The organism is Corallococcus sp. BB11-1, assembly GCF_026626625.1.
Classification (GTDB): domain Bacteria; phylum Myxococcota; class Myxococcia; order Myxococcales; family Myxococcaceae; genus Corallococcus; species Corallococcus soli.
In genome coordinates this window covers 17,309-33,404 of the sequence record NZ_JAPNJY010000013.1, presented here as the reverse complement: position 1 = coordinate 33,404, position 16,096 = coordinate 17,309, and the positions used below count along the sequence as shown (strand labels likewise).

Here is a 16,096-nt window from a genome sequence, read left to right as displayed (position 1 = left end):
GGGGACCGTGCGCATCCGTGAACAGGGTACGAGGGCGTCCATCAAGGCCGCGACCCGGAAGACGTCCGGGCGCACCCCTTCGTCCTCGTCCCCCCTCCCGCGCAAGCCGGGCGTCGTTCCCCGGGGGCCCGCGTCCTCCAATCCCGCCCGGGAGCTGGCCTCCCGCCTCGCCTCGCTGAAGGGCCCTGGGCCCGGTGTCTCCGGGCAGGTGCTGCGCGACACGGCGCGCGACCTGGGGCGCCGCGTGAGCGACCCGGCGTGGCGGATGGCGGGCGGCCCTCGCTTCCACCTCTTCGACCACTGCCCCGCGCATCCACCCGAAGTGGGGCTGCTGTCCGAGCCGGGCGCCCTCGAAGCGGAGGCAGGCGTCGGCGGACCCGCGCCGCTGCCGCACACCGCGCTCGCGGAGGCCGACGGTGCCGCGCAGGCCCCCACGCTCGCCGCGCAGGAGGACGCGGACCGACGGCGCGCCGCGGCCCGGACCGCCGTGCTGCCTCTCGGATCCGCGGAGCAGCTCGCGGACACGGCCGCTCGGCTCGCTGAAGTCCGGGCCCGGACGGAGGACACCGACGCCGCGAGCACCGCCCCACCCGGCGACCTCTCCGAGGCAGCGGGCCTGGGGGGCAGCACGTCCCCCGTGGGTGCTTCGGAGGTGGACACCACGGTCGATGCGCCGGGCGCCGGGGAACAGGAAGCCTCCACCGACCAGGCGTCCTCCGTTCGCGAAGCAGGGGCCGCGCCTGGCTCGATGGGTGAGCTGGCCCGGCTCGACACGGCCCGCAGCGCCCTGTCGGGCCGGGGTGACGTGCGGATCATCATCCGCCCGGCCTCTCCGGGCACCCGGGGGACCACGACCGCCGCGAAGCCGCCGCCCATCCAACCCGACGCCACCGCCGACACGGGCCGCACCGACGAGGCGCCCCCTGTCGTCTCCGCGGAGGTCCCCGCCGCGAAGGAGGCGACGCGGCAGCTGGCGGAGGCCCACGCCCAGGGCGTCCAGGGCATCCAGCAGGGCTTGGGGACCGCGCCGGACCCCAGCGGCGTCATCCCCACCGAGGCCGCGAGCCCCGCCGTGCTCCCGGCCCCGCCCCCCGAGCCCACTCCGGAGGCGCCCGTCACGGTCAGCCCCGCGCCGGGCCCCGGTCCGAGCGTGGAGGACGGGGCCCTGGCCGCGTGGAAGGGCCGCATCGCCAGCACCACGGAGAAGGTCCCCCAGCCCCAGTTGCCTCCGGCGCCCCGCTATACCTTCAAGGTCCAGCAGGCGGCGGTGGATCCGAACGCGGTGCGCGCCGCGCGCCTCAAGCAACTGGAGGACGAGGGCAAGAAGGCCATCACCCCGGCGAAGCAGCCAAAGGACCTGCCGGCCATCCCGGACGATCCCACCGGCAAGGCCTCCGCCCTGGTGGACGTGAAGTGCGACCGCAAGCTGGACGTCAAGAACGCCACGCTGCCCGACCTCCAGAGGAGCCCCCTGGGCCACGTGCCGGAGATCGGCGCGCAGCTCATGCGCGACGACGGCGGGCACCTGCTCATCAAGGGCCCGCTGGGCGACCTCGTCTACAAGCCCGGCGGCCCCAAACCCACCGACCCGGAGAAGCTCAAGGACTGGACGCTCCTCGAGAAAAAGATCACCGATGCGGCCGAAAAACAGAAGAAGGCGAAGGCCGCGCCCAAGGAGCCCGCCAAGGGCGTCACCGTCCTGGAGGAGGCCCCGCCCGCGCCCATCAACGTCCCCGACTTCGCCCGCGTGGACATTGGCGACGTGCTGGCGCGCCTGCTGGCCGCTCCGGACCGGTACGCGGACGCCTCCGTCCAGAAGGCCCGCGAGGCCTATGTCCCTGGTGGGCTCGACGCGTCCTGGGGCGTGGGGCTCATCGCCGCGGAGCGGCCCCTCTTCGCCGCGGAGCTCCAGCGCATCGCCGACGCCGCGGCCATCAAGAAGGAGGACCTGGACGCCAAGGTCGAAGCCCGCCGCAAGACGCTCGTGGACACGCACGCGGCCACCACCGCCACGCTCAGCAAGGCCCACGAGGAGGCGAAGCAGAGCCTGGTGGACAGCGGCAAGAGCTTCAACGACTCGCTATCCCGCGTGCGTGCCTCGCTGGACGCCCAGGCGGAGGCCAAGGCCGCCGCCATCAAGGGCGGCGTCGACCTGACGGAGGCCCGCCGCAAGCGCGACGCGCTGCTCGCCGCCGTCGACACCAAGGTGGGCAGCTGGGTCGTCCGGTACGCCCAGAACGGCAAGCGCTTCAAGGAAGCCTTCGCGAAGGCCGCCAGCGACCAGATGCACGCGTACGAGCTGGCCGCGCTCCAGGACGAATGGCAGCTCAAGAAGGACGCCGGCGATGATCCGGTGAAGCTGAAGACGGCCACGGAGCTGTACCGCCCGACGAAGAAGTGGCTCGACGACCGCCGCAAGGAGATTGGCGCCGTCGTCAGCAAGGCGAAGCGCGACATCGACCAGGGCGTGGAGCGCTACCAGGACGAGCTGCGCCGGGCCGGCAAGGACGCCAAGGAGGTCATCCGCGACTGGCACGCGAAGCAGATCGGCTACGAGCGCGGCTTCTGGGATCGGCTGCTCGGGTGGATCCTCGACTGGCTCGACTCCGCCCACGACGAGAGCAAGGCGTGGGAGGCCGCGGTCTCCGCGGAGAACAAGACGTCGCTCGACAAGAACATGCTGTTCCTGGCGGAGGTGCGCCTGCGCCAGGGCGAGGAGCTGGACGCCGAGGCCCTCAAGAAGCGTCAGGACCTGAGCGAGGAGCAGAAGGCCATCCTCGTCTCCTACTACGGCAAGGACGGCAAGGACCCCGTCCAGGCGCTGGCCGAAGGGCTGGCCGTGCGCATCGCCGGCCAGCGGCGCAAGCCGCTCATGGAGGCCCTGGAGAAGGAGGTCCTCGCCTCGCCCGACCTGGAGCGCGTGCGGGTGGTGGTGGAGGCGCAGCGGCCGCAGTTCAGCGCGGACGCCCTCAACATCGTCGGGAAGCTGGAGCAGGGCGTCAACCACACGTGGGGCACCGAAGAGAAGAAGATCTTCGACGCGCTCGCCAACCTCACCCCCATCCAGGGCCACTACGTCGAGCTGCTCTACGCGTCCCGCAACAACGGCGAGAACCTGCGCGAGCGCCTGAAGAGCGAGCTGGACGACTTCTTCAGCACCAGCACGCACGACTGGGACAAGGCGGAGGCCCTGCTCTCCGGCAACGCCGCCAAGGCCGCCGCCGTGGAGCTGGACGAAGCGATGGAGGGCACGTTCCTGGGCACCGGCCTGGGCACGGACGAGGCCGCCATCCTCACCCTGCTGCGCGGCAAGACGCCCGAGCAGATCGACGCCATCAAGAAGGCCTACAAGGCGAAGTACGGCCGCGACCTCGTCGAGAAGATGGACGACGAGCTGCGCAGCGGCTCGCTCAAGACCCACGACGCCGACGAGATGCACGCCCTGGTGGAGGGCCGCACCGAGGACGCGCGCGCCATCGAGCTGGACCGGGCCATGCGCGGCTCGTGGTTCTTCGGCCTGGGCACGGACCGCAAGGGCATCGAGGCGGTCTACGACCGGGTCCGCAAGGAGACGGAGGCCGACGCGCAGCAGTACGGCTGGGACGCCAAGACATTCCGGGAGGAGCTGCTCAAGCGCAACCGGGCGCTGGATGCGGCCTACGAGGTCAGGTACGGCGCGGAGTGGACCGACCGTGTCGGGGGCGAGAGCGCGCTCAGCGCCGCGTACCGCGACGAGATGGGCGGCGACGAGCTCAAGCTCATCGAAGGCCTGCGCGACGACAAGGGCCTGCAGGTCGACGCCGCGCGCATCCACATCGAGCACACCAGCTTCCTCTACGCCGACGACAAGGTCATCCGCGACGCGATGTCCGCGGAGGGCCGCCGGCAGATCGCCGATGAGCGCCGCGACGGCTACCTGGACATCCAGGAGCGGCTGGACATCGAGCGGGAGCTGGACGCGGCGAAGGTCAAGCCCGCCAGCGCGGGACCGCTCACCGACGCGGACCGCAAGAAGGGGCTCATCAGCGAGCTGGAGTTCCTGGAGAAGTGGAGCCCGGAGAAGGTCCAGGCGCGCGTCGCCAAGGAGCGCAAGGACGTCGACCGCGCGGCGAAGGCCCACGCCCAGGAGCATGCCCAGGCGAACATGAAGGCGCTGGCGGCGGAGTACGACGCGGCCTACGTCCCCGAGGGCTCCGGGCTCATGTCCTTCGAGCAGGCCGTCCGCTTCAGCACGTCCGGTTCGGACCGGGACGCGGTGGACGCGCTGCTCGCCAAGGGCTACCTCACGGACGCGGAGGTCGTGCAGTTCGCGGTGCAGGGCGCAGGCACCGACGAGGACGCGCTCAAGGAGGTGCTCGCGGGCAAGAGCCGCGAGGAGATCAACGCCATCGCGGAGGACTGGGCGAAGAACAACCCGCCCGCCGCTGGCGACACGCGCACCCCGTTCGAGCGCTTCCGCGCGCGCATCAGCGCGGAGCTGAGCGGGCGCGAGGCCTTCGACATCCTCGACGTGGTGGACTACGGCGAGGCCGTCACGCCCCGGGAGAAGCTGGCCCGGTCGCGGCGCCGGCTGGGCTTCGAGCAGGCGTCGTCCAACGTCTTCTCGCGGTCGAGCCGGAAGATCCTGGAGGACCAGACGGCCACGCTCGAAGCCGAGGTGGCGGCGCTGGAGCTGCACGAGTCGCGGCGGCCGAAGCCCGGGGACAAGGACTACGACGCGGACACGCTGCGCAAGTGGCAGGACGACTGGGAGAAGAAGGCCGTCCGCATCGACCACCAGGCGCAGCTCGCCGACGAAGCGGTGACGATGCACCGCGAGCAGGTGGACACCATCACCGACTTCGTCGTGACCATCGCCACGGCGGCGGTGATGGCCATCGCGGTCATCATCGGCGTGATTCTGAGCATCTTCGCCCCGCCCGCGGGCGCGGGCTTCTGGGCGGCGTTCGGCGCGTTCATGGCCAGCTCCACGGTGCTGGTGGGCACGGCGCTGGCGACCGTCGCGGTGACGATGATCGCGAAGGCGGCGCTCAAGGGGGCCGCCTACGGCTGGGAGGAGGCGGCCACCGACGCGGGCGTGGGCGCCGTGGACGTCCTCACCTCCGTGGCCACGGCGGGCATGGGCTCCAAGCTGCTCAAGATGGGCTTCCTCGCGCGCATGGCCGGGGAAGGCGGCGTGATGGCGCGCATGACGGCGCACGGCCTGGCGCAGGGCGCCGAGGGGCTGGTGCAGTCGGTGCCCTCCGCGTTCCTGGGCAACGTCCTCAACGACGAGAACTACAAGGGCGGCAACGCGCTGCTCAACGTGCTCGCGGGCACCGCGATGCAGGCGGCGCCGGGCACCCTCCTCTCCGGAGGCCTGGGCGCGCTGGGAGGCATCTCCAAGCCCCGGATGCCTCCGCCGCGCACCCACGACCTGCTCGCCTTCCGGGGCACGCCGCAGGAGCGCCTGACGCTGTTCAAGAAGTGGAAGGCGCAGAACCCCGCCGGCGGCATGAAGGAGTTCCTGCGCGAGTTCGACGACAGCCTGCTCAAGCAGATGTCCGGCGACTTCGACAAGAAGCAGCTCCAGCGCACGCTGCGCAAGGAGCTGCTGGAGCACGTGCCGCCCGCGCAGCGCAAGGCGTTCGCGAACACGCCCATCGAGATGCTCTCCGAGGCGGACTTCCAGACGCTCACCGGCAGCAGGTCCGCCGAGGCCGTCACGATGTTCCGCCGGGGCAGGCCCACCATCGTGGTCAAGGCGGGCGCGGACCTGGCGGCGCTGGGCGAAGAGGGCCTGCACCTGCTCCAGCGCCACGACAAGGCGACGCGCGACCTGGTGCGCGCGCTGGACGAAACGGCGCTGCGGCACTGGGACCGGCTGCCCGTCGAGAAGCAGTTCGAGCTGTATCGCAAGAAGCTGCTCCTGGAGATCGACGCGCAGGGAACGCTGATCGCCTCGCTGGAGAAGAAGCGCGGCGTGTCCATGGCGCCGGACGAGGCGGCGCGGCGCCTCAAGCAGGGGGAACGGTCGCTCGGCAATCTGAAGAAGCGCCTGGATGAGGTGGATGCCTTCACCCCGGCGGAGCTCGCGGAGTTCGGTCAGGGGGCGCGCACAAAGCCCCAGTACCTGAACGAACCGCCGCGGCTGTTCAGCAAGAAGAAGCCCCCCGCCCCCCCCCCGGCCAACCAACTCGAGCTGCCCTGGGCGAAGGCGCCGGAGGTGGAGGCTCCCAAGGTGGAGGCTCCGAAGGTGGAGCTGGAGCCGGGGGCGTGGCCCCAGGCCGCACAGGTGCACCCGAACAAGGACGTGGGCCCGTACTCCCTCAAGCGCCCGGAGGTGGACGACCCAAGTATCCAGACGCTGGAGCGCACGACGCTGACGAAGGAGCAGCTCAAGCGCAGGACCCCGGCGCTGGAACCCGGAGAGTCCCTGGCACAGGTAGGCCCCCCGTGGGAGGAGCTGAAGTTCAACCGCGAGCGGCGGGTTTTCGAGAAGCGCTACTACCGGCTGGTCGAGAAGACCCACGCACAGGGAGAAAAAGAGCTGTTCGAGGAGATCCTCTCCGCCCGCAAGAACGGACGCTGGGAGAGGCGCGGCACGTCCACCCACCTGGCAGGAAACGAGCTGGAGAGGGGCGCTTCGCTCCGGATGACGGAGGAGATCCTGGGAGACCGGCTGGGGCCGGGCAAGGAGTTCCAGCGCGTCACCTTCAAACCCAGGGGTGAGCAGGGCAGCGGCTTCGACGAGCTGCTGTTCCAGTTCGATGACGGCGTCAATCCGACCCGGGCCAGCATCCACATCGTGGAGGTCAAGGGAGGCAAGCGGGCGCCCCTGTTCCGCAAGTTCACCTCGGTCAGCGAGAACCTGCTCAGCAACATCGAGGGGCTGCGCGTGGCGCTCAACACCGAGACCTGGGTGAAAGCCAATCAACTGAGCCCGACGCACGTCGCGAGGATCAAGGAGGCCATCGACCAATGGCAGGTCCAGATTGAACTGCGCATCGGTCCCAAGACAGGGCTCCCCCGCAAGGGCCTGGCTGCGCGCATTGATCGCGTCGCGAACGCCTGGCGCAAGCTGGACCTGCTCGACCAGAAGCTGCCGACAGGGCACGACGACTGGATCGCCGTCAATCAGCTCAAGGCCGACCTGAAGGCCGCCCTCAAGAAAGGACACATCCCGAGCGCGGAAGCGGCGCTCAAGGCGGTGGAGGAGGTTGTGGACGGCACCACCCCGGGAACGGGGATGTTCTCGAAGCACGGCATCGACCCGGGGCCCCGGCGTGGCGTGATTCGGGGATTGGACCCCAACGCGACCGCGGGGACCATCACCCGCATCGACGCGCGCTTCGTGCCCCCACCGCCCGTCGTCATGCCGCCGACGGGGAGCGACGTGGCCAACGCCGCGACGGGGCTGGGGAATGCACGCCGGGTGCGGACTGTCGTCCCCGGGGTCGGGGTGCTGGGCTGGGGAGGCTTCGACATCAGCCTGTCCCAGCAGTGGTCGGCGCGGAAGTTCATGGAGTTCGAGCGCGTGCAGCTGCGCGAGATCCGCGACCGGCTCAAGCAGATCCCCGAACTGGATCCGAGGAAGTTCAGTTCGCTGCGCCCGTTGGAAAGGAAGCAGGCGCTGCTGGAGGCGGCGGAGATCACGCTGGACGCGCTGGGCATCCCCAGGTCGAGGCGGCCGGACATCCTCTTCAAGAACCTGCGCGGGGACTATGGCTACATGAGCTGGAACTTCCGCCGCCTCAAGAGCGGGCGGCTGAAGCCCTACCGGAAGCGGGGCCAGCTGGTCATCGCGAACGGACTGTCCGTGGGCGACGCGGTCGGGACCATCGTGCACGAGAGCCGGCACTACTATCAGGCGTATCAGGCCTATCAATTGTCGCTGGGACGCACCTCGCATCCCCTCGCGGGGACCTGGGCCGGCAATCTCCCGGGCTCTGGAGGCACGTACTTCGTCGCGGGCCCACGCTACTATTCGCAGCCGATTGAAGCGGACGCGGAGACCTTCGGTCGGCGCCTCATCGACCTGCTCCCGGGGCGGTGGCCCCCATGAGGAAGACACGGCATGCGCGGTGAACCTTCGAGAACAGTCGTCTGCTACGTGTGCGGCTCGAAGTTCACCGTGCACCGGAAGCTGGTGGTCACCCGGCGGGAAACCGTCGTGCGCCCCGACCCGGAGGCGTGCCCGTTCTGTGACACGCCCCTGAAGACCATCGCGCCCCTGGACGAGGGCGTGGCCAAGGGGCTGGTGCTCACCGGCGCGGAGTTCCCGGAGGAGAAGAAGGAATACGGCACGGCGGAGGACTACCTGGAGGAGTTCACGCTGACCGAGCAGGACGTGGACGCCTTGCTGGAGCTGGCCCAGGGACTGGACTACGCGGAGTGGGCCCGGGACAACGCGGAGCGGTTGCAGCGGCGCAAGAACCCGAGCGTCCAGGCCGTGTCGCGCTTCCTGCCCAAGCTCCAGGCCCAGGTGGAGAGCGGAGCACTGACAGCGCGGTTGCGACAGGCCGCGGAGCACGTCAAAGAGGAGTACCGCGCGCGGAGGAAGCGTCACCTCGCGATCTTCGAGCGGCGCAAGCAGCAACAATGACGGGCCAAGGAGGACGCATGGCGAACCCGCCGAGAACCATCCCAAGCACCTGGAGCGCCATCTTCGGCCCGGCTGGCAACGAACCCGCGGAGGCGAAAGAGACGCTGACGCTGCTCACGCCCTCCGCGCTGGCGAACGCGAATGCCCCCGTGCGGGAAACGGGCCCCCTGAGCAACACGGTCAGCCGGGTGCTCGTGCTGTGCGGCCCCACAGAAGGCCGGGCGGCGGCGGAGCCACTGGCGCGGCTGGCGGGGCCCGCGCTCCAGCAACTCAGCGCGGGCTTCAAGTACCTGCAGCCCGAGCAGGTCATCAACGTGCTGTCCTTCGTGAACGCGATGGAGTGCGCGGGGCTGGCGGAGGGGCTTCTTGCCAGCGCGCCCGTGGAGGCCTGGCTGGAGGCGCTGATGCAGGCACACCGGACGCTGCACGAGGTGCTGGCCTACCGCTGTGGAATCGCATCCCTGGCCTGCGGACTGCCAGAGCTGGCGGCCCGGTTCGTGGGAGGGGGGAAGCTGCCCGCGACCTTCACGCCGGCAGAGACCTTCGGGTTCAACGTCCAGGGCTTCGTCCGCTATCTCGCGACGGCCCAGCGGCAGCAGGCCCGGGCCGAGGACGTCCGCGCGGCATGGGACACGTTCGTGGAGCTGTTCCCCACGAAGCGGGCCGCCGACACGCTCGACTGGAAGGACCTGTTCTGGGCCGCTCGCGCCTACCACGTCGGGTTCGAGCACCGGCCGGTCTCGGAGGTCGCTGAAGCCCTGCACTCGCGCGTGAAGCCCGCCGGATGACCTCCCCTACCCTCGTCACCCGGCCGGACTTCGCCTTCGACGCACTGGACCGCGTCCTGGAGTCGCTGGGCTGGTTCCTCCAGTCCGAAAGCCAGACACCCCCGCTCATCCCCGGCGAGCCGGAGCTGGCGGTGTACGTGCACCGCGTGACGGACACGGAGCTCCAGTACTCGTTCAACCCGGTGGTGAAGCTGCGGGTGCTCCAGTTCCACGGGCGGGACGCGGTGGGGGGCTGGAACGCCGTGCGGCGGCAGGTGCCGGTGCTGGACGCTCCCGCGCTCGCGGCGTTGCTGGCGTCGCGGGAGACGAAGGACGTGCTGCTGGGATTGCTCGCCACCGGGGAGCTGCGGGAGCGCTCGTCATTGGAGCGGGTGGCCGCGCTGCGCTTCCATCCGGACGAGAGCGTCTCCCGCACGGCCGAGCGGGTGCACGCGCTGCTCGTTCCGGCGGGGGTGGCGGAAGCGTTCCAGCGGCTGGAGGAAGAGAAGCGGGCGCATCCGGACCGCTCCGTCCTGTTCGCGCACCTGCCCGGGGAGGAGCAGCGGCGGCAGGTGCTGCGCTGGCTCATCCAGGACCAGGCGGCGTCCAATCCGCACATCGACGCGGTGCTGAACTCCGCGCTGGTGGATGCGGACGCGGAGGTGCGGGTGACGGCGGTGATGGCCGCGGCGCGGCTCCAGGCCCGGGCGGTGCTGCCGACACTGCGCACGGCGCGGATGCCCACGTCCACGCGCGAGGGCGCGGACCCCAGGGACCGGCTGTTCTATTCGGGCCTGCGGGAGCTGGTGGCCGGCGTGCTCGCGGGCCGGCCGCTGCCTCCGGAGGGCTCACCGAAGCGTGAGCGGATGGCGCCGCTGCTGCGCGCGCTGTCGGGGCCCGCGGACGTCCGGGATGATCCCACGCTGCTGTTGCATGCGCTCACGACGCCCGTGGACCTGGGCAGCCCGCCGGAGGTCCTGCCCGAGGCATTGGTGGCCCATGAGGGCACCTACCGGCTGCGGCGCTCCGGACTGGAGGCGTGCTGGGTGCCGGCGGTGGAGCACTGGCTGGGGACGGGAGAGACGCCGCGGCGGGTGCGGTCGCCAGGGTTCTTCGTGGCGCGGGTTCCGGTGAGCCGGGCGGCTTCGGCGTGGGCGCTGGCGGCGGCGCAGGGGCCCCTGGGAACGGCGAGCGCGGATGCGGAAGAAGCAGCGCCCTGCACCTGGGCACAGGCGGAGCAGGTGTGCGCGGCGCTGTCACGGATTGAGGGCGCGGAGCTGCGGCTGCCCTCCGGTGATGCGTGGGAGATGGCGGCGCGCGGTCCGGATGGACGGCTGTTCCCCTGGGGGAACTCGATGCGGGACGACGGGGCTTCGCGCGCTTCACCGTGGGGCGTGGAAGCGTTGGTGGGTTCGCTTCCGCAGTGGGCCGTGGAGGAGAAGACAGGCGGACACCTGCTGTGCGGCGGGCGGGAGCAGCCGCTGTGCTCCTCCAGGCGCGCAGTGGCGGAGACAGACACGGCCTCGCTCGGGGCCGTGCGGTGGGTGTTGGCGCTACCGCCTTGAGTCAGAAGTCGCCCCAGACCTGGGTCGGCCCACCAATGCACTGCTCCAGGTCCAGTTGAACGTCGTGCGCCACGGGGTCGGCGGTGGCGCAGAGCCCGCTCTTCTTGTTCAGCAGGCACTGGCCACTCCCATCAGGGCACCTGTCGAACGTCCATTGCCTGCCGCTGCCTGCGTGACACAAGCCCCGGAGGCGCCGCGCTTCCGCCGGCGCCCCCGAGCGGAGGCTCAGGCGACGCGGGGGAAGTCCACCTCGGTGCCGGCCACCACGTTGAGGTAGTTGGTGAGCACGTTCTGCGCGACGGCGGCCACCACCTCCACCAGCTCCGCGTCGCTCAGCCCCGCCTTGCGCGCCTGCACGAGCTGCGGGCCCACGTCCGCCGCCCGCGTGCGGGCGATGGCGACGGCGAGGTCCAGGATGGCCTGCTCGCGGGGGTCCGCCGAGCGGCCGGTGCGGAAGCCACTCAGCTCGTCCGCCTTCACGCCGTGCCCCTTCGCCAGCGCCGTGTGCGCGGAGAGGCAGTAGGTGCAGCGGTTCAGCTCCGCCACCGCGATGGCGATGGCCTCCTGCGTGCGCGGCGACAGCTTCGCGCCGCCCATGGCGTTGAAGTAGCCCGCCACCGCGTCGAGCGCTGCGGGGGAGTGGGCGAAGGTGGAGAACATCTTCGGGACGGTCCCGAACTTCGCCTTCAGGGCGGCGAGCGTGGGCTCGGAGGCGGCAGGAGTATTCGAGGGGCCAACGGGGGCGATGGTGGGCGTCGTCATGGGGTGCTCCTGGGGGCAGCGGGTTGGATGGCAGGTCGATTGGTGTCGACTCGATACTAAATGCGCGCGGCGCGTCCGCTTGTCAAGTCGGTATCGACACGATACCTTCATGATCATGGCTGGCGACCGCCTCTACGCGCTGCTCGAGCGACTTGGGAACCTGCTCCGCACGGAGGAGCGGGCGGCGGGGCTGCCACACGGGCTGCAACCGGTGCATCTGCAGGCGCTGCGCTACCTGCAGTCGTGCAACCGCTACAGCAACACGCCCGCGTCGCTGACGGAGTACCTGGGGCTCACCAAGGGCACCGTGTCCCAGACGCTCCTGCTGCTGGAGGAGAAGGGGCTCTTGCGCAAGCAGACGGATACGGAGGACCGGCGCGTCATCCACCTGCTGTTGACGGAGGCGGGCCGCGCGGTGCTGCACCAGGCCCTGCCACCCGAGCTCTTCAAGCGGGCCCTCTCGGGGCTGCCCGGCGAAGGCGAGGCGCTCGAAGAGGCGCTCACCGGGCTGTTGCGCTCCCTTCAGGCCGCGAATGCCCAGCGCAGCTTCGGCGCCTGCGGCACCTGCAAGCACTTCCAGCGAGAGGGCCCGGGGCGCTTCCGCTGCGGCCTGACGCAGGATCCATTGTCACGCGAGGACAGCCAGCTGCTGTGCCGGGAGCACGAGGCCATTCCCCCAGGCCACTGACGCCCGGCCCGAACCGCGTGTGCCGCACCCACGGAAAAGCCCGGCCATCCCTCGCGGGCGCCGGGCTTCTCACGATGAGACCGTGGCTTCGAAAGGCCTAACAGGTCTTGTTGTAGAGCGCGATGCAGTTGTCCCTGAACTGCGCGAGGCTGCACTTGCCGTTCTGCTGACAGGTCGCCCACCCGTTGTAGCGCGGGTCCTTACAGTACAGGAGCGTGACCCAGCACCCAGGTCCCATCGCGGACACGTCGCCGCTCGAATCGTGCATCGACGCCAGCGGCTCTTCCGAACTCATGGGACCAAAATCCAGGTTGATGCTCTGGCCGGACTCGGTCGTCACCGTCTGCACGGTGTCAGACGGGGCGTCCTCCGCCCCACCACCACATCCCATGAGAGGAACCGCGACCAGCAGGAGGCCCAGGATCAGCTTCTTCATTGTTGTTCTTTCTCCCCCAGAGAAGTCAAAACCGCCTGAGGGGGGCGTCGCCATGTGGATGGACCGCATCCACGCCCGACAGCCTAAAAGAAAGCCAAACCCTCCATAAAGCAGTAAAACCAGCAATGTGCGCAAGGACACAAACTCCAGTTCACCCGGTGTATGGGTGGATCAGCCCACGACCGCGGTCGCTTCAATCTCCACCAGGACGCCCGGCTCGAAGAGGATGGAGACGCCGATCAGCGATGACGGCGCCGACACGAACTTCAGCTCCCCGGCGACCTGCTCGATGCCGGCGAGGAAGTCGGGCAGCAGCTCGCGCTTCCAGTCGACCACGTAGAACGTCAGTCGGACGACGTCATTGAACGTGGCTCCGGCGGCCGCCAGGGCGATGGCGACGTTGCGGAGGGACTGCGCCACCTGCCCCGCCAGGTCTCCCTGAGCGACGAGCTGCCCCTGCGCGTCATACGCGACCTGCCCCGCGACGTGCACCTGCCGGGTTCCGGTGGCGACGGCCACCTGTCGGTACATCTCGGTCTTCATGAGTCCGTCGGGGTTGAGCAGGGTTACGGGCATGGGTGCGCTCCAGTGGGCCGAGTCGGGTGAAGGGTTTCGGGGACGTCGCCGCCCCGGATTGCGGCGGTGACTGCCAGCCCCATATACCGGGCCCATTGACGAACGGCGTTCCCCTCTCCAGCGACGCGGGAGCTACAACCGGAAGCCATCAATGAAGCGCGCCAACCTGGATGAGATCTTCGCCTTCATGTCCGTCGTGGACGCGGGCAGCTTCGTGGGCGGAGGCCGCGCCATCGGCTTGACCCGCTCCGCGGCGGGCAAGGCCCTGGCCCGGCTGGAATCCCGCCTGGGGGTGCGCCTGCTCAACCGCACGACGCGCCACCTGAGCCTCACCGACGAGGGCCGGGTGTTCCACGAGCATTGCCTGCAAGTGGTCGCGGCCCTGGACGAAGCAGAGGCCAGCGTCGGGCAACGCACGGGCGTCCCCCGAGGGGTCTTGCGGCTCACCGTTCCGGGCGCCTTCGGCAGACTGCACGTCCTGCCCCTGCTGCGGGACTATCTGCGCAGATGGCCCGAGGTGCAGGTGGAGGTGAGCTTCACGGATCGCGTCGCGGACATCATCGAGGAGGGATACGACCTGGCCGTGCGGATCAATGCGTCCAGCACCGATTCGCGCCTGGTGTCCCGACTGGTGGCGCAACACCGGGCCATCGTCTGCGCGGCGCCCTCCTACCTCGACGCGCGCGGAGAGCCCGAGACGCTGGAGGCGCTCGCGACGCATGACTGTCTGCTCTTCAGCAGCCGGACGCGACGCCAGCACTGGCGACTGCGCCAGGAGGACGGTGCCTGGGTGACGGTGGAGGGGCGGAGCCGCTTTCGGCTCGACAGCGGCGAGGCGATCCGGGACGCAGCGGTCGCAGGGCTGGGCATCGCCTACCTCCCCGGCTTCCTGGTCGACGAGGACCTTGCGAGTGGGCGCCTCAAGGCGCTGCTGCCGTCGTGTGAGACAGGGGTCGTCGGGATCATGGCGATCTACCCGAGCAAACGTCATCTGCCGGCGAAGGTGCGGCGCCTTATCGACCTGATGGTCGAGCAATGGAGCGAGAAGTCGCGCTGAAGCCGCGTGGCACCCGATACGTCACACCCCCAAGTCGTCACCAGAAGTTCGTTGACGAGTTCGGTGCGGAAACCCAGTTCGAATGGATGCACCCCATCCAAGGTCCGTGGATGCAGGGGCTCCTCACGAAGCGGAGGGGCCTGGGGCGTAGGCTCTGGAGACTCCACAGGCGCACAGCCCACCCGTCCTGTCGCACGGGACGTCGTGAAGCCGTCGGCCGCCCTTGCGCACTGCCCACGGGTTTGTCCGCGAATGCCAGTGGGGGAGGCTCGGGCTGGAAGCCCCTCTTCCGGGGACGAGGTGTCCCAACCTGTCCGACAGCCGGACAGGTTTTCCGAAGCGATGCGCGGCACGGCCCTCCGTGTCCTCGGCGGTGGGCACGATTGGGTAACGAGTGTGTGGCGGCCAAATCAGGAGAAGCACCACAACTCGAGGCTCGCATGCAGGAGCCGCGAGGAGTTCATCCAGATCATGGAGAACCTCCACCTTCCTCGGCCGAAGAAGAGTGACGTTGCAGTCCCCGCGAACAGCACCTGCGGTCCTCCTCCGGGTGCTCTCTGCGGGGCTTCCAAGTCGTCACAGTCACCTGGAAGCTCTCGCCTTTACTGGCGGACTTGCTTCCGAGTGAACAAGGGTCATGGCGAAGGCCGCGACTGCCTCCGCCATACACCTCAACGCCCGCCGGTCTGGGTGCTCCAGATGGCTCCGCCGCGTGAAGTGCGGATGACCACGTTCCCGTCATTCTGGACGGAGAGATACGCGCCGCTGTAGCCGCCGGTGTAGCTGCTCCAGAGGGCCCGTGGCGCCGCAGTATAAATCACGAAATTCCCGTCGCCCTGCATGACGGCCCCAACGGCCGAAGTCCCGTATGTGTGGGATTGCCAGAGGGCCACCGCGCCCTGGTAGAGCACCAGGTTGCCGTCGCCCTGCATGGCAAGCCGGAAGCGGCCGTCGCAAGAAAAGAGGCGCTGACCACGGCCCAGTCCCTCGTTCGCGGACATGCGACCGCAACCCGTCGGGGCCGGGGGCGGGCTCCACGTCCGGCTGGAGTCCTCCAGTTCCTGCTGGGTCCGGGACTGCGAGTCGTCGGAAGCGGTGTGTGCCGTATCTCCATGCTCCGCCGCTCCGTTCGAGGCCTCCTCCGGAGTTGGACCGCACGCTGTCAGGTCGAATGCCAGCAATCCCAGGACCACCACCTTCGAAAAGCTCCACGCCCGAATCTCATTGCGATTCATTCCAAATTCCTTCTGTGTGTGTCGAAGCAGATTGCTCGCGCGAGCAGATTCGCCTCGCGAAGCTTCGCCCGGACGTCCGGAATAGCCAGACGCATCAAATAATTACACACATCCATGCATAACCTTAATTGGCCGCGAGAATGGGGCGGCCGTTGGAATGAAGACGCGGTGTCGGTGCCCCGAACAACACCCCGGCGCCTTCTGATGCGAGAGGGGTGCGGCGTCAGCGACCGGGCTGCGGCAGGGAAGCGAGGCGATGACCCGACATCATCCGACTCCAGGGAGGAGGATGACGAGGCGCTACGAATTCTTCGGTCATAGGAGAAGGGCTTCCCTGCGGCAACGTGCGTGAAAGGGAGGCGAGCCCCTATGGGGGCGCGGCCTTCATTCACCTCCCTCAACACACCCCGCTGTTTCCAAGGCCCG

General features: G+C 69.5%; 10 protein-coding genes. 6 read left to right on the top strand and 4 right to left on the bottom strand.

The features are described from left to right. Nucleotides 1–7: 7 nt before the first annotated feature. From OV207_RS11775 to OV207_RS11760, 4 genes are read left to right on the top strand one after another with little or no spacing between them, the layout of a single operon-like run. On the top strand, nt 8–8,044 hold the full coding sequence (locus OV207_RS11775) for a hypothetical protein (protein WP_267555037.1): 8,037 nt from the start codon (nt 8–10) through the stop codon (nt 8,042–8,044). A 12-nt stretch (nt 8,045–8,056) separates the two neighbouring features. Beyond that, nucleotides 8,057–8,584 carry a hypothetical protein gene (locus OV207_RS11770; RefSeq protein ID WP_193348285.1) on the top strand — a complete coding sequence of 176 codons (528 nt, stop codon included), beginning with the start codon at nt 8,057–8,059 and terminating at the stop codon, nt 8,582–8,584. 17 nt (nt 8,585–8,601) lie between these two features. Then, nucleotides 8,602–9,372, top strand: coding sequence for a hypothetical protein (locus OV207_RS11765; RefSeq protein WP_267555036.1), 771 nt, complete (start codon nt 8,602–8,604; stop codon nt 9,370–9,372). After that, nucleotides 9,369–10,916, top strand: a complete 1,548-nt coding sequence (locus tag OV207_RS11760) for a formylglycine-generating enzyme family protein (protein ID WP_267555035.1) — start codon at nt 9,369–9,371, stop codon at nt 10,914–10,916. Before OV207_RS11765 ends, OV207_RS11760 begins: the two co-directional genes overlap by 4 nt. 225 nt (nt 10,917–11,141) lie before the next feature. On the opposite strand, the gene OV207_RS11755 is transcribed toward OV207_RS11760, so the two are convergent. Continuing rightward, a complete protein-coding gene (locus tag OV207_RS11755) occupies nt 11,142–11,678 on the bottom strand; it encodes a carboxymuconolactone decarboxylase family protein (protein ID WP_267555033.1) in 537 nt (178 codons plus the stop codon). 115 nt (nt 11,679–11,793) lie between these two features. Here OV207_RS11755 and OV207_RS11750 point away from each other — a divergent pair, with 115 nt between their 5' ends. Further along, entirely contained in the window at nt 11,794–12,366 is a 573-nt protein-coding gene (locus OV207_RS11750; protein WP_267555032.1) for a MarR family winged helix-turn-helix transcriptional regulator, read from the top strand. A gap of 97 nt (nt 12,367–12,463) precedes the next feature. Here OV207_RS11750 and OV207_RS11745 read toward each other — a convergent pair whose 3' ends face one another. Together OV207_RS11745 and OV207_RS11740 are read right to left on the bottom strand one after the other, a co-directional pair. Then, nucleotides 12,464–12,802, bottom strand: coding sequence for a hypothetical protein (locus OV207_RS11745; protein WP_193348280.1), 339 nt, complete (start codon nt 12,800–12,802; stop codon nt 12,464–12,466). 171 nt (nt 12,803–12,973) lie between these two features. Then, complete coding sequence (locus tag OV207_RS11740; protein WP_267555028.1) at nt 12,974–13,378, bottom strand: RidA family protein; 405 nt, start codon at nt 13,376–13,378, stop codon at nt 12,974–12,976. Nucleotides 13,379–13,529: 151 nt separating this feature from the next. Here OV207_RS11740 and OV207_RS11735 point away from each other — a divergent pair, with 151 nt between their 5' ends. Then, entirely contained in the window at nt 13,530–14,435 is a 906-nt protein-coding gene (locus OV207_RS11735; RefSeq protein WP_267555026.1) for a LysR family transcriptional regulator, read from the top strand. A 671-nt stretch (nt 14,436–15,106) separates the two neighbouring features. On the opposite strand, the gene OV207_RS11725 is transcribed toward OV207_RS11735, so the two are convergent. Then, the gene (locus OV207_RS11725; RefSeq protein ID WP_267555349.1) at nt 15,107–15,670 is read right to left on the bottom strand and encodes a hypothetical protein; all 564 of its coding nucleotides are present in this window, start codon (nt 15,668–15,670) and stop codon (nt 15,107–15,109) included. Nucleotides 15,671–16,096: the final 426 nt, after the last annotated feature.